Below are 18,364 nucleotides of genomic sequence, written 5' to 3' on the forward strand. Positions count from 1 at the left end.
CGTCGCACTGAACCGCACTTCGAGTCTTTCGTCTACCTGCGGCGGCAAGGAAGAATGGATTAGTGTGCATTGGTATGCGTTGATTCTTGACCGCTCCGCGTCGAAACTGGCGCGGTCAGGGAAGGCGACATGTCGGGACGACATTTCAATGCGGGACGCGACGCGCTCGAGTTCATCGATCGGCTGAGCGCGCTCTCCGATCCGACCGCCATTATCACTGCCCTGCGCGACCAGCTCGCGAGTTACGGCTTCCATGCCTTCCTGGTTACCGGGCTGCCGGAGATCGGTGATCGGATCGACCCGCTCGTGCTCCTGAACGGCTGGCCGCCGGGCTGGTTCGAACTTTATCTGGAGAAGTCGTTCTCGGACTGGGATCCGATCGCGGCTCACTGCAAGACGACGATCGATCCTTTCGCCTGGGCCGATGTCTACAGCGACGACAATGCCTCCGCCCGACAGCGCGAGGTGATGCACCGGGCCCGCGATTTCGCCATGATCGACGGCTTCTGCGTGCCGATTCATGGCGAGTCGGGTTTCCAGGCGGTGGTCACCATGGCCGGCGACCGGCCGGACCTGTCGCGCCAGGCCCGCTCGGCCATCCACCTCATGTCGATCTATGCCCATGGCAAGGCGGCCGATTGTTTGCGGCCGGTTCGCCGTGAACATGTCCTCACTGTGCGCGAGCGCGAAGTTCTGACCTGGTTCGCGATCGGCAAGACGACCGAAGGCGTGGCGGAGCGCCTGGGCGTAGCGGCTGGGACGGCGGAGGCGCATTTCGAGAACGCCGCCAGGAAGCTCGGCGTCAGAGGCCGCACGCGGACGGTCATCGAGGCCTATCGCCGCGGCGAGATCAGCATCTAGAGCATTTTCGAGCGAAGTGGATGCCGGTTCGCTTGGAGCGAATCCGATAAAACAAGGACCTAGGACATTTACGCGATTCGAGGAATTGCGAAATGGCTCTAGAAGAGATGTCAGCGGCCTTGGAACAAGGGCCGCCATGCCGGTTGCGGTGAGTGAAACCACCGACTGCGGCATCGCATCGCGTGCCAACCTCTCCGTGCGTGTCCCGTCGAGGCCGGATCCTTCTGCGCTAGGAACAGCCGTTCGAAGGCGACCGAAATCGACCGCATCTTCCGGAATTCCGGAATATCCATGAAACCCGAAAGGAGCCAGCTTTCCTCCGTTGAGCGAGGGGGGAAGCGGCGATGATTCATGTTATCGATGCCGAAAACCGGCACCTCTACGGCGCCGAACTGGAGCAGCATTTCCGGATCCGGCACCAGATCTATGTCGGCGAGCGAAAATGGATGGCACTCGAGCGACCCGATGGTCGCGAGGTCGATCAGTTCGACAATGAGGATGCAAGCTATCTGCTGGCGCTCGAAAACGGGCGTGTGATCGGCGGCACGCGGCTTGTTCCGACGACATCTCCCCATTTGATGTCGGACGTTTTCCCGTTCCTGGCCGATGTTCGCGGCATCCAGCGCGGCAGCGACATTGTCGAATGGACGCGGATCTTCGTCGTTCCGGAGCGGCGTGGCAGCGACAGCAAAGTCCTGCATACGGTCCTGGCCGGCATGTTCGAGCATTGTCTGGCCCAGAACATCGCGGCGATCACCGTCGTGATGGAAACCTGGTGGATGCCGCGCTTTCTGGAGCTGGGCTGGGAGGTCCGTCCGCTCGGCCTGCCGACGATGATCGACGGCATGAACTGCGTTGGCACGATCATCACCGTGAGTGAGAGAGCTTATCGCCGCACTCTCGCCTTCAAGGATATCGAAGGGCCCGTCATCCTGCCGCGCCGCGCTGCAAGCAGGGCCCCGGGCGAGCGGAGGATCTCGCATGGCTAGCCAGCATGATACCGGCAGCAGCCGGGACAAGATCGAATATGCGCTGGGCCTGCTCACCAACCTCTTGCGCAACCAGCCGGTGCACCAGGAATTGGTGGATGTCGCCTATCGCATGGACCTGCCGGATGAACTCTGGCTCGCGATCCAGATTCTCTCCATGTCGGAGCCTGACCAGGTGAAGCTCAGGGACTTCCTGTTGGTGAATCCCAGCCCGCAGTTGCAGCGGCTCAACCGGAGCACGCTCGTGCTGACCCAGGACGTGGCGCCGGCTCTGCACTGAGCCAACGCCATCCAGGGAATCGCACTGTCTTTCCGGACCCTTCGCCGCGCGAAGTCCCGGAAAGACGATGGCCCGCGCGCGAGGCCGGCGATTCAGTAAATCACTGCTCGATGGTATCGATCGGGGCGTCGCCGAGCGACTCGACGAGATCGACGATGCGGCGGCGCACGCGCGGGCTCTTGATCCGGACGAATGCCTTGGTCAGTTGCACGCCTTCGCTCGTGGCGAGGAAGTCGGCGACATAGGTCGTGGCCGGTGCTTCGGCGAAGCCGTTCCCGAGCGTGTCGTCGGTCGGGGCGCCGTCGAAGAAGAAGGCGACGGGCACGCCCAGCATCTTGGAAATCTGCTGCAGGCGGCTCGCGCTGATCCGATTGGTGCCCTTCTCGTATTTCTGGACCTGCTGGAAGGTGAGGCCGAGTGCCTCGCCCAGTTTCTCCTGGCTGACGCCGGCGAGCATGCGGCGCATGCGGACACGGCTGCCGACATGACGATCTATCGGGTTTGGTACTTTTTTCAGCATGTTGGCCGGTCCCCTTTTTCTTTCCGTTCAGACCGTCGACGGCCCGAAGGCCCGGTCCAACCGGCTGTTTGGCGGTCGCCCCGTAAGAAAGTTCCAAATGGGATCACCGTTGTCGCATCATTACTCCAGCGAGCAATAGGCTGGCAACTACACCCGCAAAGAAAAGGTCGCCGAAGCGGGAATAGGGCGTCTCCGCACCGGCGCGGGGGAGCGTCGTGTCGAGCACGCCCGTTTCGCCGAGCGGCAGCGCCGCACGGATTCGACCGTAATGGTCGACGACCCCCGAGATGCCGGTATTGGCGACGCGCACCAGCGGCAGGCCTTCCTCGATCGCACGCAGGCGCGCTTGGGCGAGGTGCTGGTAGGGACCGCTGGTCTGGCCGAACCAGCCGTCATTGGTGAGGTTCAGCATGAAGCCCGGCCGAGGGCCGCTCGGGATCGCCGCACCCGGGAAGATCACCTCGTAGCAGATCAGCGCCGCCGCGGGCGGCAGGCCGCGGATCGGCAGGGGGGTACGTCGATTGCCCGAATCGAAACCGCCGGGAACCGAGACGAACTCCGACAGGCCGACGGCGCGGATCAGCCGATCGAGAAAGGGCGGCAGGTATTCGCCGAAGGGAACGAGATGGACCTTGTCGTAGCTGCCGGTGATCACGCCCTCGTCGTTGACGACTTGGACCGAATTGTAGATCGGCGGCCGGCTCTCGCCGGGCAGCGTCTCGCCGGCGCGTGCGGCGCCGGTGATCAGCGTCGTGTTTGGCGGCAGCAGGGCGGCGATCCGCGCCAGCGCCTGCGGCGTGCGCCCGAGCAGGAAGGGGAAGGCTGATTCCGGCCAGATCAGATGGGTCACATCCTGCACGCCTGAGGTCGCCGGGCCGGTCGCCCGATCGCTCAGCGTCAGGTAGTGCGACAGGATCATCTCGCTGTTGCGTGGGCTGAACTTGGCGTCCTGCGGCAGGTTCGGCTGCATCAGCCGCAATTTGACCCCATTCACCGCCGGAACCGGATCGGCCGGCACGCGCCAGGCGCCGAAGCCGGCCATGCCCGCCAGCAGAAGGGCGGCGAACACGGGTGTCCGCCAGCGTTCCGCATCGGTTTCGCCAGTGCATAGCACGGCCGGTGCGGCGCCGATCGCGACCGCGAGTGCGGTCAGCCCATAGAGCCCGATCAGGCTGGCGCTCTGGGCCAGCCAGCTCGGTGCGGCCAGCATCATGCCGTAGATGTTCCAGGGAAAGCCGGTGAGGACATGGCCGCGCAGCCATTCGCTCAGTGCCAGCGCCGCGGCCAGGACGAGAATGCGCCCTGCTCCCATGGGCCAGATCGCCCGCGCCAGGGCAAAGCCTGCGGCCGGGAAAACGGCGAGGAAGGCGGGCAGCGCGACGACGCCGAGCGGCATCGCCCAGGCGAACTTGTCGGCCTCGACCAGGAAGGCGGCGCCGAGCCACCACAAACCGGCGAGATGATAGCCGAAGCCCCACCACCAGCCGGCGCTCGCAGCCGCCCAGAGGCGCCCGCGCCGGGTTTCCGCGACCGAGCCGTCGATCAGCCAGACCGCGACGGTCATCGGCACGATCATCAGAGGCCACAGGTCGAGCGGCGCCAGCGCCAGCGCCCCGCTCGCGCCACACAAGAGAGCGATCAGCCGGCGCGGCCAGCCCCAAGCGAGGATGACGCGGTCGGCCAGCACCGACAGCTTGGTCATGCGGCGTCCGGCGCGGCTGGCGGCTGCTCGGCCACTGCGGGAACGCGGCGATGGATGCGCAGGCGCTTCACCCGGCGCGGATCGGCGTCGAGCACCTCGAATTCGAGGTCCTCCGGCCCCTTGATCAATTCGCCGCGCACCGGCACCCGGCCGGCCAGCGTCACGATCAGCCCGCCGAGCGTATCGACCTCCTCGGCGACCTCGGCGCTCGACAGGTCGATTCCCGTGGCTTCCTTCAACTCGTCGAGCGTGGCGCGGGCATCGGCGATATAGCGGTTCTCGCCGGCTGGAGCGATCGCAGGGGCTTCGTCGAGATCATGCTCGTCCTCGATGTCGCCGACGACGATCTCGACCAGGTCCTCGATTGAGATCAGCCCATCGGTGCCGCCATATTCGTCGATCACCAGGGCGATATGGGTGCGCGTCGCCTGCATCCGGACGAGAAGGTCGACCGCCGGCATGGAGGGCGGCACATAGAGCACCGGCCGCAGAATCTTGGATTGGGCCAGCGTCATCGAGAGGTCGATGGCGCCAAGGCTCGGCCCGGCACCAGCCTCGCTTTCGCCGCGCAGCTTCCGGCCCGGCTTGGCCCGGGCGGCGATGAAGTCGAGGAAGTCGCGGATGTGGATCATGCCGCGGGGATCGTCGAGCGATTCGCCATAAACAGGCAGGCGCGAATGGCCGGCGGTGCGAAACAGGGCGAGCAGGTCGCCGAGCGTCGCCTCCGAGGAGACCGCGATGACGTCGGCGCGCGGCACCATCACGTCGGCGACGCGGCGCTCGCGCAGGCTCAATACGTTTGAGAGCATCGCCCGCTCTTGCGGGGAAAGGTCGGTGACCCCGCCGCCATCCTGCGCCAGCGCCTCGGTGATGTCCTCGCGGATCGAGCCGCCATGGCGCAGGCCGAGCCGGTCGAGGAACTGGCCGAGCCAGTGCGACAGGCCGCGGCCTGATGGTTCCGACGATGAGGTAGCTCGTGTGTCGTCGCTCATGACGCTGGCTGGGGCTTCTTGGTCTTGGCCGCGGGGCGGGGCTGCATGGGTTCCGGCTCCGAGCCGGCATAGGGATCGGCGATGCCGAGCCGGGCGAGCGCCGCGGTCTCCAGCGCTTCCATGCGCTGCGCCTGGTCCTCGGTCTCGTGATCCTCGCCGACGAGGTGCAGCAGGCCGTGGATCACGAGATGGCTGAGATGATCGCCGACGGATTTCTCTTCGGCCTGCGCCTCCCGGACGATTGTCTCGAAGGCGAGCACGATATCGCCGACGACCGGGCTCAAGCCGATCTTCTCGGGCGGCGCGGCCGGGAAGGACAGGACATTGGTCGCCTTGTCGAAGCCGCGCCAGTCGCGGTTGACGATGCGAATGCGCTTGTCGTCGGTGAGCAGCAGGCTGAGCTCGGCGCCGGGCAGCGGCTTGACAGGCGCCAGCGCCAGTCCGGCGTCGACGGCGGCGAGGATGCGCGGTCGCAAATCCTCGATCTCGCGCCATTTCCGCGATTGTATGCGGATATCGAGCGTGGGCCCGCTTGGGTCGGGCTCCGGAGTTTCGGTTCGCGGCGCTGGGCGCCGCGAACGAGGTCGGTCGGTCATCGCGGCCGCTCCCGCGACAGCATGCGCTTTAGCCCGTCGGCATCGCCCTCGACCGGCTGATCCGGCGCCGGCAGGGCGGCAAGCCGCGCCTCGCGCTCGTCGCGCTCCTTTCGCGAGGCGTCCTCATAGGCCATGACGATGCGGCGCACGAGCGCGTGGCGGACGACGTCGCCCTCCTCGAAGCGGGCATGGCCGACGCCCTCGACGCCCGAGAGCAGCCGGACCGCCTCGACTAGGCCGGAGCGCTGGCCCGGCGGCAGGTCGATCTGCGAGGGGTCGCCGGTAATGATCATGCGCGAGCCCTCGCCCAGGCGAGTGAGGAACATCTTCATCTGCACGGAGGTGGCGTTCTGCGCTTCGTCGAGCAGGACCACGGCATTGCTCAGCGTTCGCCCGCGCATGAAGGCGAGCGGCGCGATCTCGATCATGCCGGTCTGCAAAGCGCGCTCGACATGGCGCGCCTCCATGAAGTCGTTGAGCGCGTCGTAGATCGGCCGCAGATACGGATCGACCTTCTCGCGCATGTCGCCGGGCAGGAAGCCCAGGCGCTCGCCGGCCTCGACCGCCGGGCGCGACAGCACCATGCGCTCGACCACGCCCTGCTCGATCAGCGAGACGGCATGGCCGACCGCGAGCCAGGTCTTGCCGGTGCCGGCCGGGCCTTCGGCAAGGACGAGTTCATGGCGCTTGAGCTGGCGGAGGTATGCGTCCTGCGCTGCATTGCGGGCCCGGACCGGGCCGCGCTTGCGTGTGACGATCGCGTCGAAGGCGGCCTTGCCGGCATTGTCGGAGGGGAAGAGCGAGCGCTGCGCATTGCTCTCTTCGATCGCGCCGTCGACCTCGCCGAGATTGACGGCGGCGCCGGTCTTGGCGCGGGCATAGAGCGTGCGCAAGACGCGGCTCGCCTGCTCGGCGGTCTCGCGCGGGCCCTTGATGGTGACATGGTTGCCGTTCGGGGCGACGACGACGCCGAGACGCCGCTCCAGATGCGCCAGGTTCTGGTCGTAATGACCGAAGACCAGGCTGGCGGTCTGGTTGTTGTCGAAGGTGAGTTCGACTTCCGCGCCGGGCAGGCCGTCGCGCGTCAGCGCCTCGTCGCGGCGGCCGCCGCGCTCGGCTCTCGGATTGAATTGATCGGCCTGGGCCAATGCCATTGTCTCCACTGGGAATGAGTCGGACAGGCGCAGTCAAAAAACCTTCACCACAACGCCGACGCCATCTTGACGCTACGCACCCCAACCGCCTTCAGGCGGCCAGATCCGGCTGCTCCACCGCGCGGCCGAACAGCGAATTCGAGCCGGCGCGCTCGATCAGGGCCAGGACGCGATCGCCGATCCGGTGCGTCGCGCTCTCGATCTGGACCGCCTGCATATAGGGCGTCTTGCCGGCGAGCTGGCCGGGATGCCGGCCGGTCCGCTCGAGCAGCACCTCGACGGTGCGCCCCACCATGGCGTGATTGAACTCCTGCCGGTGCTGCTCGACCAGGGCCTGCAGCCGATGGAGCCGCTCGTCCATCACCGCGAGCGGGACCTGCTCGGAGAGCTCGGCGGCCGGCGTGCCGGGGCGCGGCGAATATTTGAACGAATAGGCCGAGGCGAAGCGGATATCGGCGATCAGCCGCAGCGTCTCCTCGAAATCGGCATCGCTCTCGCCTGGGAAGCCGACGATGAAGTCCGAGGACAACGCGATGTCGGGTCGCGCGGCGCGGATCCGGTCGATCAGCCGGCGATATTCGTCGCCAGTGTGCTTGCGGTTCATCGCCGAGAGGATGCGATCCGATCCGGCCTGCACCGGCAGATGCAGGAACGGCATCACCTGCGGCAGGTCGCGATGGGCTGCGATCAGCTCATCGTCCATGTCGCGCGGGTGACTCGTGGTGTAGCGGATGCGGGCTATGCCCGGCACCTCGGCGATCCGGTGCATCAATTGCGCCAGGGTCCAGACCCGGCCATCCGGCCCCTCGCCGTGATAGGCGTTGACGTTCTGGCCGAGCAGCGAGACGTCCTGCACGCCGGCTTCGGCCAGCCGCTCGACCTCGGCGATCACCTGCGCGACCGAGCGCGAGAATTCGGCGCCGCGCGTATAGGGCACGACGCAGAAGGCGCAGAACTTGTCGCAGCCCTCCTGCACGGTAACGAAGGCCGAGACGCCGCGGGCGAGGATCGCCGCGGGCTTCGGTGCCGGCAGATGGCCGAACTTGTCCTCGGGCGGCAATTCGGTGTCGACGACGCGGCCGCGCTTCGTCTGGGCGAGCAGTTCCGGCAGGCGGTGATAGGTCTGCGGGCCGATGACGAGGTCGACGGCCGGCTGGCGCCGCTGGATCTCGGCGCCCTCCGCCTGAGCGACGCAGCCGGCGACGACCAGCGTGGTCTCGCGCCCGTCCGCCTGGCGCTCGCGCTTCAGGTCCCGCAGCTTGCCGAGCTCGGTATAGACCTTGTGCGCTGCACGCTCGCGGATATGGCAGGTGTTGAGCAGGATGAGGTCGGCGTCGTCAGGCGTCGCAGTCTCGACATAGCCCTGCTGGCCGAGGACGTCGGCCATGCGCTGGCCGTCATAGACGTTCATCTGGCAGCCATAGGACTTGATGTGGACTTTCTTCATCAACGCTGATCCGGCCTCAACCGCGTCTCCTTATCCCAAACGCCCCATGGATGGGAATCATATCGCCGCCAGCAGTCGCCACGCAATATCCGGGCCGCAACACTCCGCAGCCGACGCGAATCTGGCTCAGCCGCGTGACCGGCCGGTGACGGCCTCCTGCCTTGCGCGCCGGATCGAGATCTCGGCGAGGCGCGTCGCCTCCTTGCGCGAGAGTTTGCGGCCCATCCGGATCGGCTCGCCCCAGGCGAGCTCGACGTCGATGGCGCCGGAATTGATCATCGCCTGCAAATGCGGCGCGAGTTCGGTGTCGCCATACCAGGCCAGCGCCGAGCGCTCGGCCCGCCCGCCGCGCAGGCCGTGGAAGCCGGTATAGGTGATGCAGAGCGGATAGACCGTTGTCTCGGACTCGTCCGCGCCGCGCACGGCTTCGTGAGCGGCGCCGAGCAAGGAAGAGCGCAGCGGCACGATACGCGTGCCGTCGCCGGTCGTGCCTTCGGCGAAGAGCACCACCGATTGCCCGTTCTGCAGACGCTTGCCCATCTCGCTGGCGACGCCCGCGGTGGCGCCGCGCCGCATCCGATCGATGAAGACGGTGCGCTGCAGCGTCGAGAGCCAGCCGATCACTGGCCAGGTCGCGACCTCGGCCTTGGCGACGAAGGAGAGCGGCCCCGTCGTGCCGATGACGGGGATGTCGAGCCAGGAGATGTGGTTGGCGACGATCAGCCCGCCCTCTCCCCGCCGGGGAGCCTCGCCCCGAGCGGTGATTCGCACGCCGAAGCTGCGGCAGACCAGCTTCTGGAACAGCCGTGTGAAATAGAACGGCCGCCCGAAACGCATCGCGACGAGCTGAGGCGGGATCAGGACGAGCGTGCCGAGGACGAGCAGCGCGAGCCGCGCCATGGCGCCGGGACGGAGGCCTTTCATGCTGGGCCGTTCATTCTCTGAGTTGGCGCCCCGGTTTTGCGATCCCGGCTATAATCGGGCTTGTCGCAGGCGTCTACGTCGCTCGGTTCAAGCGAGATCGCGCCGCATCACCAGCGCTGCGGCTCGGGTTCCGTCGGGCTTCGGATAGTAGCCCTCGCGCCGCCCGACGGTCTCGAAGCCGAGCCGCCGGTAGAGCGCGATTGCCGGCGCATTGCCCTCCTCGACCTCGAGGAAGAGCCGTGCCGTGCCGCGCGCCGCCAATTGCGCGAGATGGGCTGACAGCAGCGTCTGCCCGAGCCCGGACCGGCGCTTCCCGCCGGCGACAACGATGCTCAGGATTTCCGCCTCGTCGGCAGCCAGTCGCGACATCACGAAGCCGCAGGGCTCGCTGGCGCTGCCGATGAACACACCCTCGGCCACGACGGCCCGGTCGGCGAGTAGGGCCGCGCATTCGCCGGGCTCCCATAGCCGCGCGAAGCCGCCCTGGTGATGCAGGGCCGCGACCTGGCGGGCATGGCGGACGTCGAGCGGGCCGGCGCGGCCCGTCTTCGGCCGGCGCTGGAACAGGGATCGGAACCAGTCCATCGCCGGTTAGATCACGATGATTTTGGATCGGTTCGATCCAAAATCATAAAACGTGATCGCTTCTAAGAGTTTAGAGCAGGATATCTGCGAAAAACCGGTTCCCACTTTTCGCATCCTGCTCTAGCGGCGCGGCAGCCGGGCGCGGTCCTGCGGCGTCGTTTCCGGCGCCTTGAGATAGAGCGGGCGCGGCGGCGCGCTGTCGGGGTCGGCGATCATGCCGAGCCGCGCCACCCAGACCACGTCCGGCGCCTTGGCGTCGTCGACGACGAGCGCGTCGAGGCCGATCGACCAGGCCTCGTTGGCGACGGCGAGCGCGGCCGAACCAACCAGCGAGACCGGGCCGGCGCCGATGGCGCGGGCAGCGTCGCGATGGTTGACCTGGCGGACCGAGACGAGCTGCTTGCCCTGCGCGTTCAGGGCCTGGAACCAGACCTGGCCATGCTTGGCATCGACCGCGGCGGCGACGACGCGCCCGCCCTCGCGGCCGATGAAGGGCGCGGCGCTGGCGGCCAGCGTCGAGACGCCGATGGCGGGAATGCCGGCGGCGAGCGCGATCGCCCGGGCCGCGCTGATGCCGACGCGCAGGCCGGTATAGCTGCCGGGGCCGATGGTCACGGCGACGCGGTCAAGCGAGGAGAAGCCGCCCTCGACCTTGGCCATGACGCGCTCGATCATCGGCATCAGCGCCTCGGCATGGCCGCGCTCCATCGCGGTCTGCTCGATCGCGAAGGGAATGGGCTCGCTGCTGTCGAGCACGCAAGCCGAGCAGGCGCCGAGCGCGGTGTCTATCGCGAGAATGCGCATCGGGGCTTAGGTCCGGTCTGCGATGCGGGCGGCGATCAAACCGCCTCGACCTCGCGCACCTGCGGCAGGAAATGGCGCAGAAGGTTCTGGATGCCGTGCTTCAGCGTCGCGGTCGAGGACGGGCAGCCCGAGCAGGAACCCTTCATCGCGAGATAGACCGTGCCGTCCTTGTAGCCGCGGAAGGTGATGTCGCCGCCATCGCCGGCCACCGCCGGGCGGATGCGGGTCTCGAGCAGCTCCTTGATCGTGTCGACCGTCGCGGCGTCTTCCTCAGCGAAGAACTCGTCCTCGCTCTCGGCGAGCTCGTCGACCGGGGCGCCATCGCTCATCAGCGGCGCACCCGACATGTAATGTTCCATGATCGCGCCGAGGATGGCGGGCTTGAGGTGCGGCCATTCGCCCTCGGCCTTGGTCACGGTGATGAAGTCCGAGCCGAAGAACACGGCCGAGACGCCCTTGACGCCGAACAGGCGGGTGGCGAGCGGCGAGCGCTCGGCCAGAGCGGGGTCGCGCAATTCGATCGGTCCTTGCGGCGAGACGCTGCGTCCGGGCAGGAACTTCAGGGTGGCGGGGTTGGGCGTGGCTTCGGTCTGGATGAACATGGCTTTGTCTCCGGCGCCGGCGGGTCAAGGCCGCCGTTCCTGGTCCCGATATAGGCCGGACGCTGGAATCATTCCAGCCGCAGCTATGCGCGATCAGGCCAGCGCGTCGATTTCCTCGTCGTCGAGGTGGCCGGGCACGATCGCGACCGGGATCGGGAAGCTGCCGGCCCCCTTGCCGGCGAGCGCGCTGACCAGCGGACCCGGCCCGTCGCGGCCGGTGCCGGCGGCGAGGACCAGCAAGGAGATGTCCTCGTCGGCTTCGATCAATTTGACCATCTCGTCGGCCTTGACGCCGGTGCGCACAACCTTCTCGGGTTCGAGCCCGGCGAGCGAGCGAACGGCGGCGGCCGCCGCGTCGATCAGCTCCTGCGCCTCGGCCTCGGCATCGGCCTGCACCATGTCGCCGACGCCGAGCCAGGTCTCGTCGGGGGGCGGAGTGACCACGCCGAGCAGCACGATCGAGGCGCCGAGGCGGGCGCAGCGCCGCGCCGCGAAGCGCACCGCCTTCGCGCACTCCTCGCTATCATCGACGACAGCGAGGAATTTCGGGCGATGGCCCGTCTCATAGGACCGCCGTCTCTTGACCATTGCTGCCTCTCGCCGCTTCGAGGACGTGTCATGGTGACAGGCGTCGCAAGGTCAGCGCAAGCCTCTCTCGCGACGGCCGTTGGATCAGCGCCGGCGCACGAAGCCGGTGATGTCCTTGACATCCAGCATGATCGGCGCAGCGATCGCGGCGGCGCGGTCGGCGCCGTCGCTGAGGATGGCGTCGATATGGCTGGGGTCGGCGAGCAGGCGGCGCATCTCGTCGGCAATCGGCGCGAGCTTGCCGACCGCGAGCTCGACCAGCGCCGCCTTGAAGCCGGAGAACTGGCTGCCGCCGAACTGGCCGAGCACCTGCGCCTTGCTCTCGCCGGAGAGCCCGGCATAGATCCCGACCAGGTTCTCGGCCTCCGGCCGGCCCTCCAGACCCTTCTCTTCGGAGGGCAGCGCCTCCGGGTCGGTCTTCGCCTTGCGGATTTTCTGCGCGATCATGTCGGCATCGTCGGTCAGGTTGATGCGCGAATAATCCGACGGATCCGACTTCGACATCTTCTTGGTGCCGTCGCGCAGGCTCATCACCCGCGGCGCCGGGCCCTGGATCATCGGCTCGGGCAGCGGGAAATAGCCGAGATCGCCAGTGCCGAGGTTAAGCTCGGCGATGCGTTCGGCGAAATCGTTGTTGAACTTCTGGGCGATGTCGCGGGTCAATTCGAGATGCTGCTTCTGGTCCTCGCCGACCGGGACATGCGTCGCCTTGTAGAGCAGGATGTCGGCCGCCATCAGCACGGGATAGTCGTAGAGCCCGACCGAGGCGTTCTCGCGGTCCTTGCCGGCCTTCTCCTTGAACTGGGTCATGCGGTTGAGCCAGCCGAGCCGGGCGATCGTGTTGAACACCCAGGCGAGCTCGGCATGGCCGGAGACCTGGCTCTGGTTGAAGATGATGCTCTTCTTGGGATCGACGCCGGCGGCGATATAGGCGGCCGCGACCTCGCGCGTGGCGCGGGTCAGCTCCGCCGGCCCGCCCCAGACGTCGAGCCCCTGCGTGATCGCGTGCATGTCGACGACGCAATAGATGCAGTCATGGGTCTTCTGCATCGCGACCCAGTTCACCAGCGCGCCGAGATAATTGCCGAGATGGAGCGTCGAGGTCGGCTGCATGCCGGAGAAGACGCGGGGAGAGAAAGCGGCCATGGGGCGCTCCGTCGTCAGGGCGAAAAAAGTCGTGAGTCGGGGGTCGATCCGCTCAGGAACGCGGCGTTCTGACGGAAGCGCCGCGAAGGCGCAAGAGCCGCGGCGGCAGAACCGCATCGAAGGCGCCGAGCAGGAAGCCCGCGACGGCGTAAACAGCAGCACCTGTGCAGCACAGCAAGGCCAGGGCGCCGGCGCGCCACAGCCCCGGCTGGCTCGGGTTCAGCGCAGAGAGGAGTGGCCTGATCATGGCCTCGAGCGCAGCCACCATGAGCACCGCGGCGATGACGATGGCGAGGATGGTCCTGGCATCGGCCCAGCGCGGCCGCCACAAGCCGGATTGCAGCAGATTGAGGCCGAGCAGTGCCGCCTGAACGATGAAGGCGAGGCTTGCCGCCAGCGCGCCGATCATCGCCGCATCACGCCAGCCGAGCAGGAAAAAGCCCGCGACCGCCGCCACGGCGACCGCGGCGAATCCGGCGATCAGCGGCAGGCGCGGCAGGCGGCGCACGAAATAGACCTGTCCGAAGACTTTGGCGGCGAGTGCGAAGGGCAGGCCGCAGGCGAAGGCGGCCAGCGCGGCGGCGGTACGCTCGCGGTCGGCGGCGTTGAACTGCCCGTTCTCGAACAGCACCGAGACGATCGGCTCGGCCAGCACATAGAGGGCCGCCGCGGCTGGGATCGCAAGCGCCAGCCCGAGCGCCAGCGCCCGGCCGAGCAGGGCGTCGTGGTCCGCCTGCGAGCGTTCGCCAGCCATGGCTGAGAGCACGACCGTGCCCATGGCGACGCCGAAGAAGGAGAGCGGCAGCTGGAAGACACGGTCGGCATAATACAGCGCCGAGACCGAGCCGGGCTCGGTCGAGGCGATCTGCGTCGAGATCAGGAGGACGAGTTGCGCGGCGGAGGCAGCGAGCAATGTCGCCCCGCCTGTCCTGACCAGCCGGCTCATGTCCGGTGACCAGCGCAGGCCGGGGCGCGGCAGGCCGATGCCAAGCAGCCGCCATAGGATCATGGCGAGATGCGCCAGGCCGGTGAGGCTGAGGCAGGCGGCGAGCAATGTCGCGTTGGCATGGCTGTCACCGCCGCGGAACAGTGCGAACAGCAAGGCCGCGAGCAGGATCGCGTTCATCAGGGCCGGCGCCAACGCCGCTACGGTGAAGCGTCCCTCGGCATTGAGCAGCGCCGCCAGCAAAGCGGCGAGCGTGGTCAGCAGCACGAAAGGCAGCATCAGCCTTGTATAGAAGGCGGCGAGCGCTAGCGTCTGCGGTTCGTCGGCGAAGCCGCCGGCCAGCCCGAGCACGACCCAAGCCGCGAAGATTTCGGCCAGAACGACGAAGCCGAGCAGCAACAGCCCGAGCCGGCTCGCCGCTTCGCCGGCGAAGCGCTTGGCAGCCTCATCGCCGCGCTCGGCCTTGATCGCGAGGTAGAGCGGCACGAAGGGTGCGTTAAGTCCGCCTTCACCGAGCACGCGCCGGACCAGATTGGGCAGGCGCAGCGCCGCCAGGAAGGCGTCCGCCACCGGACCGGCGCCGAGCAGGCGCGCGATCAGCACGTCCCGGGCGAAGCCGAGCAGGCGCGACAGGATCGTCGCCGCGCCGACGATCAGGGAATCGCGGGCGAGGCGGGAGGAAGGGGGCTCTGCCTCGCCCGGAGTGTTCACAGAATGAACCGGCTCAGATCGGCATTCTTCGCGAGGTCGCCGATGCGCGCTTCGACATAGGCCGCGTCGATCGTCACGCTCTCGCCGCCGCGGTCGGTCGCGGTGAAGGAGATCTCGTCGAGGATGCGCTCGATCACCGTCTGGAGCCGGCGGGCGCCGATGTTCTCGACCGTCGAATTGACCTCGACCGCGATGCGCGCGATCGCTGCGACCGCGTCCGGCGTGAAGTCGATCGTCACCTGCTCGGTCGCCAGCATCGCCACCGACTGCTTGATCAGGCTGGCCTCGGTCTCGGTCAGGATGCGCTTGAAGTCCTCGACGTCGAGCGGCGAGAGCTCGACCCGGATCGGCAGGCGCCCCTGCAGCTCCGGCAAGAGGTCCGATGGCTTCGAGACGTGGAAGGCGCCGGACGCGATGAACAGGATGTGGTCGCTCTTCACCGGCCCGTGCTTGGTCGCGACGGTGGTGCCCTCGATCAGCGGCAGCAGGTCGCGCTGCACGCCCTCGCGCGAGACATCGGCGCCGCCGCGGCCCTCGCGGGCGCAGATCTTGTCGATCTCGTCGAGGAAGACGATGCCGTTATTCTCGACCTCGCGGATCGCCGCCTGGACGATCGCGTCCTGGTCGATCAGCTTGTCGCTCTCCTCGGCGAGCAGCGGTGCGTAGGCGTCCTTGACCAGCACGCGCTTGGGCTTGCCGCGCTGCCCGAAGGCCTTGCCGAGCATGTCGGAGAGGTTGATCGCACCGATCGAGGCGCCGGGCATGCCGGGCACCTCGAACATCGGCGCACTAGACGCCGCCGAGGCGATCTCGACCTCGATTTCCTTGTCGTCGAGCTCGTTGTTGCGCAGCTTGCGGCGGAAGCTGTCGCGCGTGGTCGCGCTCGCCGTCGGTCCGACGAGGGCATCGAGGACGCGCTCCTCGGCCGCGACATGCGCCTTGGCCTCGACATCCTTGCGCCGACTCTCGCGGACGAGGCCGATCGCGACCTCGACCAGGTCGCGCACGATCGATTCGACGTCGCGGCCGACATAGCCGACCTCGGTGAACTTGGTCGCTTCGACCTTGAGGAAGGGCGCGTTCGCCAGCTTGGCGAGGCGGCGGGCGATCTCGGTCTTGCCGCAGCCGGTCGGCCCGATCATCAGGATGTTCTTGGGCGCGACCTCCTCGCGCAGCGGCCCTTCCAATTGCTGCCGGCGCCAGCGATTGCGCAGGGCGATCGCGACGGCGCGCTTGGCGTCCTTCTGGCCGACGATATAGCGGTCGAGCTCGGAGACGATCTCGCGAGGGGAAAACGACGTCATCAAACAGGTTCCTGGAACATGATCAGCGCGGGGCCGTCGCCGGTCTCGCGAACATCTAGGGCGGTGAAGCCGGCCTTCTCATAGGCGCGGATCGCGGCGAGATTCGCCGGATCGGGGTCGATCACCACCCGCGGCGCACCCTTCGCCAAGAGATGCCGGGCGAAGGCGCCGATGAAGCGCGTGCCATGGCCCTGGCCGAGCATGTCGGCCTCGCCGATGAACTGGTCGATGCCGCGCGTGCCGGCCGGCTGGTCCTGCAGCGGGTAATCCGGCCAGAGCGACGGATCCCAGCTCTGCTGATGGGCAAAGGGCCGCCCGTCATGGCTGACGATCAGTGCCTCCATGCTGGGATCGCCGAAGATGCGCGCGATCTCGGCGAGTTCCTCGTCGGGATCGCCCCACCAGCGTCGGACATGGTCCTGTTCGAGCCAGCGCGCCAGCATCGGGAAATCGTCAGGCGTCGCGGGGGCGAAGGCGTAGCCGTCGGCGACGAAGTTCATGGGGTCTCGAGGCTCTCGATGACGAGGGAATGGTTGGTATAAACGCAGATGTCGCCGGCGATCTTCATCGCCTTGCGCACGATCGTCTCGGCATCGGCCTCGCCGTCGACCAGCGCGCGGGCTGCGGCAAGCGCATAATTGCCGCCGGAGCCGATCGCCATCACCGAGCCATGCTCGGAGGGCTCCGGCTCCAGCACGTCGCCAGTGCCCGAGATCAGCAGCGAGACCTCCTTGTCGGCGACGAGCAGCATGGCTTCCAGCCGGCGCAGATAGCGATCGGTGCGCCAGTCCTTGGCGAGCTCGACGCAGGCGCGCAGCAATTGTGTCGGAAACTGCTCCAGCTTGGCCTCCAGCCGCTCGAACAGGGTGAAGGCGTCGGCGGTCGCGCCGGCGAAGCCCGCGATCACCGCACCCTTGGCGAGGCGGCGCACCTTCTTGGCGTTGCCCTTCATGATCGTCTGGCCGAGCGAGACCTGGCCGTCGCCGCCGATCACGACCCGGCCGCCCTTGCGCACCATCAGGATGGTGGTCGCGTGCATGACGGGGGCGTTGCTAGTCTCTGACATTGCGATTCGGTCTCGGGCAAACGGTCAACGGGAACCGCCAAGATGTTCAGGCTGAAGCCCGGTATCAAGAGCGAGCCGGCCAAACGCTGGAATCTGCCCGAGCGGGTCTTCTTCGCCTGCGGCGCCTGCCACATCCTCGCCTACGCCTTCCTGGAAACCTATCCGGAGCACGGTTTCCACGCCGTTTGGATCAGACCGGCCGAAGGCTTCACCGGCAACCACGTCTTTGTCAGCGATGGCAGGGTTGCCTTCGATTTTCACGGCTATCGCTGCGAAGAGGCCCTGGTCGCCCATCACTGGGCCAAAGGCCGGCTCTGGTGGCCGGGCTGGGACGGAACGCTCGTGTCCCTGCCCCAGGATGTGCTGATCAGCGAAGCGAAATCGAAGGCCTATGACGGCCTCTGGCTGCGCGAGCCCGGCCAGTTCCTGCACGATGCCTTGCCGCGGGCGCGGGCTTTCCTGCGCCGCTTTGGTCCGCCGCCGGGATAGCGATCCGCTCCGGCGCCTGCTAAAGCGGGCACGGTTTTGCGAGGGCACAGAGGTCAGCATGCGTTCGGGCGAAGTGAAGCGCCGCACCAACGAGACCGACATTGCGGTCAAGCTCGTGCTCGACGGCACGGGCAAGGCCGAGATTTCGACCGGCGTCGGCTTTTTCGACCATATGCTCGACCTGTTCGCCCGCCATTCCCTGATCGACACCACGGTCAAGGTGAAGGGCGACACCCATATCGACGACCATCACTCGGTCGAGGATGCCGGCATCGCGCTCGGCGAGGCGCTGAAGCAGGCGCTCGGCGACAAGAAGGGCATCCGCCGCTATGCCGATGTCCACCTGCCGATGGACGAGACGCTGACCCGCGTCGCGGTCGACGTCTCCGGCCGGCCCTTCTTGGTCTTCCGGACGCAGTTCAGGGCGGAGAAGATCGGCAGCTTCGACACAGAGCTGGTGCGCGAGTTCTTCCAGGCCTTCGCGATCAATGCCGGGCTGACCCTGCATGTCGAGACGCTCTATGGCGACAATGCCCATCATATCGCCGAAAGCTGCTTCAAGGGCCTGGCACGGGCATTGCGCCAGGCGCTGGAAGTCGATCCGCGCGAGGGCGGCCGCGTGCCCTCGACCAAGGGCGCTCTGTAAGGGATCGCTGCC

Annotated in this window: 21 protein-coding genes; 5 read left to right on the plus strand and 16 right to left on the minus strand. The window is 67.4% G+C overall.

The genetic code is table 11. From position 1 onward, the window contains the following. Nucleotides 1-129: 129 nt before the first annotated feature. The 3 genes from ACFPOB_RS19370 (at nucleotide 130) to ACFPOB_RS19380 (ending at nucleotide 2,130) form a co-directional block, all read left to right on the plus strand. Nucleotides 130-861, plus strand: a complete 732-nt coding sequence (locus ACFPOB_RS19370) for an autoinducer binding domain-containing protein (RefSeq protein WP_377800008.1) — start codon at nucleotides 130-132, stop codon at nucleotides 859-861. 344 nt (nucleotides 862-1,205) lie between these two features. After that, nucleotides 1,206-1,850: an acyl-homoserine-lactone synthase gene (locus tag ACFPOB_RS19375; RefSeq protein WP_377800009.1), complete on the plus strand. Its 645-nt coding sequence runs from the start codon at nucleotides 1,206-1,208 to the stop codon at nucleotides 1,848-1,850. Then, nucleotides 1,843-2,130 carry a hypothetical protein gene (locus tag ACFPOB_RS19380; RefSeq protein WP_377800010.1) on the plus strand — a complete coding sequence of 96 codons (288 nt, stop codon included), beginning with the start codon at nucleotides 1,843-1,845 and terminating at the stop codon, nucleotides 2,128-2,130. The genes ACFPOB_RS19375 and ACFPOB_RS19380 overlap by 8 nt, the downstream gene beginning before the upstream one ends. A 100-nt stretch (nucleotides 2,131-2,230) precedes the next feature. On the opposite strand, the gene ACFPOB_RS19385 is transcribed toward ACFPOB_RS19380, so the two are convergent. From ACFPOB_RS19385 to hslV, 16 genes are all read right to left on the minus strand, one after another. Next, nucleotides 2,231-2,650: a helix-turn-helix domain-containing protein gene (locus ACFPOB_RS19385; protein ID WP_377800011.1), complete on the minus strand. Its 420-nt coding sequence runs from the start codon at nucleotides 2,648-2,650 to the stop codon at nucleotides 2,231-2,233. 103 nt (nucleotides 2,651-2,753) lie between these two features. Beyond that, on the minus strand, nucleotides 2,754-4,352 hold the full coding sequence (gene lnt / locus ACFPOB_RS19390) for an apolipoprotein N-acyltransferase (RefSeq protein ID WP_377800012.1): 1,599 nt from the start codon (nucleotides 4,350-4,352) through the stop codon (nucleotides 2,754-2,756). Then, nucleotides 4,349-5,344: a hemolysin family protein gene (locus ACFPOB_RS19395; RefSeq protein ID WP_377800014.1), complete on the minus strand. Its 996-nt coding sequence runs from the start codon at nucleotides 5,342-5,344 to the stop codon at nucleotides 4,349-4,351. Before ACFPOB_RS19395 ends, lnt begins: the two co-directional genes overlap by 4 nt. Next, nucleotides 5,341-5,820 carry an rRNA maturation RNase YbeY gene (gene ybeY / locus ACFPOB_RS19400; RefSeq protein WP_377800015.1) on the minus strand — a complete coding sequence of 160 codons (480 nt, stop codon included), beginning with the start codon at nucleotides 5,818-5,820 and terminating at the stop codon, nucleotides 5,341-5,343. Before ybeY ends, ACFPOB_RS19395 begins: the two co-directional genes overlap by 4 nt. Nucleotides 5,821-5,936: 116 nt before the next feature. Beyond that, nucleotides 5,937-7,094, minus strand: coding sequence for a PhoH family protein (locus ACFPOB_RS19405; protein WP_377800016.1), 1,158 nt, complete (start codon nucleotides 7,092-7,094; stop codon nucleotides 5,937-5,939). A gap of 91 nt (nucleotides 7,095-7,185) precedes the next feature. After that, a complete protein-coding gene (gene miaB, locus ACFPOB_RS19410; RefSeq protein ID WP_377800017.1) occupies nucleotides 7,186-8,541 on the minus strand; it encodes a tRNA (N6-isopentenyl adenosine(37)-C2)-methylthiotransferase MiaB in 1,356 nt (451 codons plus the stop codon). A gap of 126 nt (nucleotides 8,542-8,667) precedes the next feature. Beyond that, complete coding sequence (locus tag ACFPOB_RS19415; RefSeq protein WP_377800018.1) at nucleotides 8,668-9,465, minus strand: lysophospholipid acyltransferase family protein; 798 nt, start codon at nucleotides 9,463-9,465, stop codon at nucleotides 8,668-8,670. Between the two features lie 87 nt (nucleotides 9,466-9,552). Beyond that, nucleotides 9,553-10,050, minus strand: coding sequence for a GNAT family N-acetyltransferase (locus tag ACFPOB_RS19420; RefSeq protein WP_377800020.1), 498 nt, complete (start codon nucleotides 10,048-10,050; stop codon nucleotides 9,553-9,555). 120 nt (nucleotides 10,051-10,170) lie between these two features. Further along, nucleotides 10,171-10,854, minus strand: a complete 684-nt coding sequence (gene tsaB, locus ACFPOB_RS19425; protein ID WP_377800021.1) for a tRNA (adenosine(37)-N6)-threonylcarbamoyltransferase complex dimerization subunit type 1 TsaB — start codon at nucleotides 10,852-10,854, stop codon at nucleotides 10,171-10,173. A 35-nt stretch (nucleotides 10,855-10,889) separates the two neighbouring features. Next, nucleotides 10,890-11,456 carry a NifU family protein gene (locus ACFPOB_RS19430; protein ID WP_092159791.1) on the minus strand — a complete coding sequence of 189 codons (567 nt, stop codon included), beginning with the start codon at nucleotides 11,454-11,456 and terminating at the stop codon, nucleotides 10,890-10,892. Nucleotides 11,457-11,549: 93 nt separating this feature from the next. Then, nucleotides 11,550-12,044 (minus strand): universal stress protein, encoded by a 495-nt coding sequence (locus tag ACFPOB_RS19435; protein ID WP_377800022.1) that lies wholly within the window; start codon nucleotides 12,042-12,044, stop codon nucleotides 11,550-11,552. Between the two features lie 84 nt (nucleotides 12,045-12,128). Then, entirely contained in the window at nucleotides 12,129-13,190 is a 1,062-nt protein-coding gene (gene trpS, locus ACFPOB_RS19440) for a tryptophan--tRNA ligase (protein ID WP_377800023.1), read from the minus strand. Between the two features lie 52 nt (nucleotides 13,191-13,242). Further along, nucleotides 13,243-14,847, minus strand: coding sequence for a murein biosynthesis integral membrane protein MurJ (gene murJ, locus ACFPOB_RS19445; protein ID WP_377800024.1), 1,605 nt, complete (start codon nucleotides 14,845-14,847; stop codon nucleotides 13,243-13,245). Continuing rightward, entirely contained in the window at nucleotides 14,844-16,151 is a 1,308-nt protein-coding gene (hslU, locus tag ACFPOB_RS19450; RefSeq protein WP_377800025.1) for an ATP-dependent protease ATPase subunit HslU, read from the minus strand. The genes murJ and hslU overlap by 4 nt, the downstream gene beginning before the upstream one ends. Then, nucleotides 16,151-16,651: a GNAT family N-acetyltransferase gene (locus tag ACFPOB_RS19455; RefSeq protein WP_377800026.1), complete on the minus strand. Its 501-nt coding sequence runs from the start codon at nucleotides 16,649-16,651 to the stop codon at nucleotides 16,151-16,153. Before ACFPOB_RS19455 ends, hslU begins: the two co-directional genes overlap by 1 nt. Beyond that, entirely contained in the window at nucleotides 16,648-17,217 is a 570-nt protein-coding gene (gene hslV, locus ACFPOB_RS19460) for an ATP-dependent protease subunit HslV (protein WP_377800027.1), read from the minus strand. Before hslV ends, ACFPOB_RS19455 begins: the two co-directional genes overlap by 4 nt. 42 nt (nucleotides 17,218-17,259) lie before the next feature. On the opposite strand from hslV, the gene ACFPOB_RS19465 reads away from it, so the two are divergent. Together ACFPOB_RS19465 and hisB are read left to right on the plus strand one after the other, a co-directional pair. Continuing rightward, nucleotides 17,260-17,706, plus strand: coding sequence for a hypothetical protein (locus tag ACFPOB_RS19465; RefSeq protein WP_377800028.1), 447 nt, complete (start codon nucleotides 17,260-17,262; stop codon nucleotides 17,704-17,706). Between the two features lie 58 nt (nucleotides 17,707-17,764). Continuing rightward, complete coding sequence (gene hisB / locus ACFPOB_RS19470; protein WP_377800029.1) at nucleotides 17,765-18,352, plus strand: imidazoleglycerol-phosphate dehydratase HisB; 588 nt, start codon at nucleotides 17,765-17,767, stop codon at nucleotides 18,350-18,352. The last annotated feature ends 12 nt before the right edge of the window (nucleotides 18,353-18,364 follow it).

Source organism: Allobosea eneae, assembly GCF_042657265.1.
Lineage (GTDB): Bacteria > Pseudomonadota > Alphaproteobacteria > Rhizobiales > Beijerinckiaceae > Allobosea > Allobosea eneae.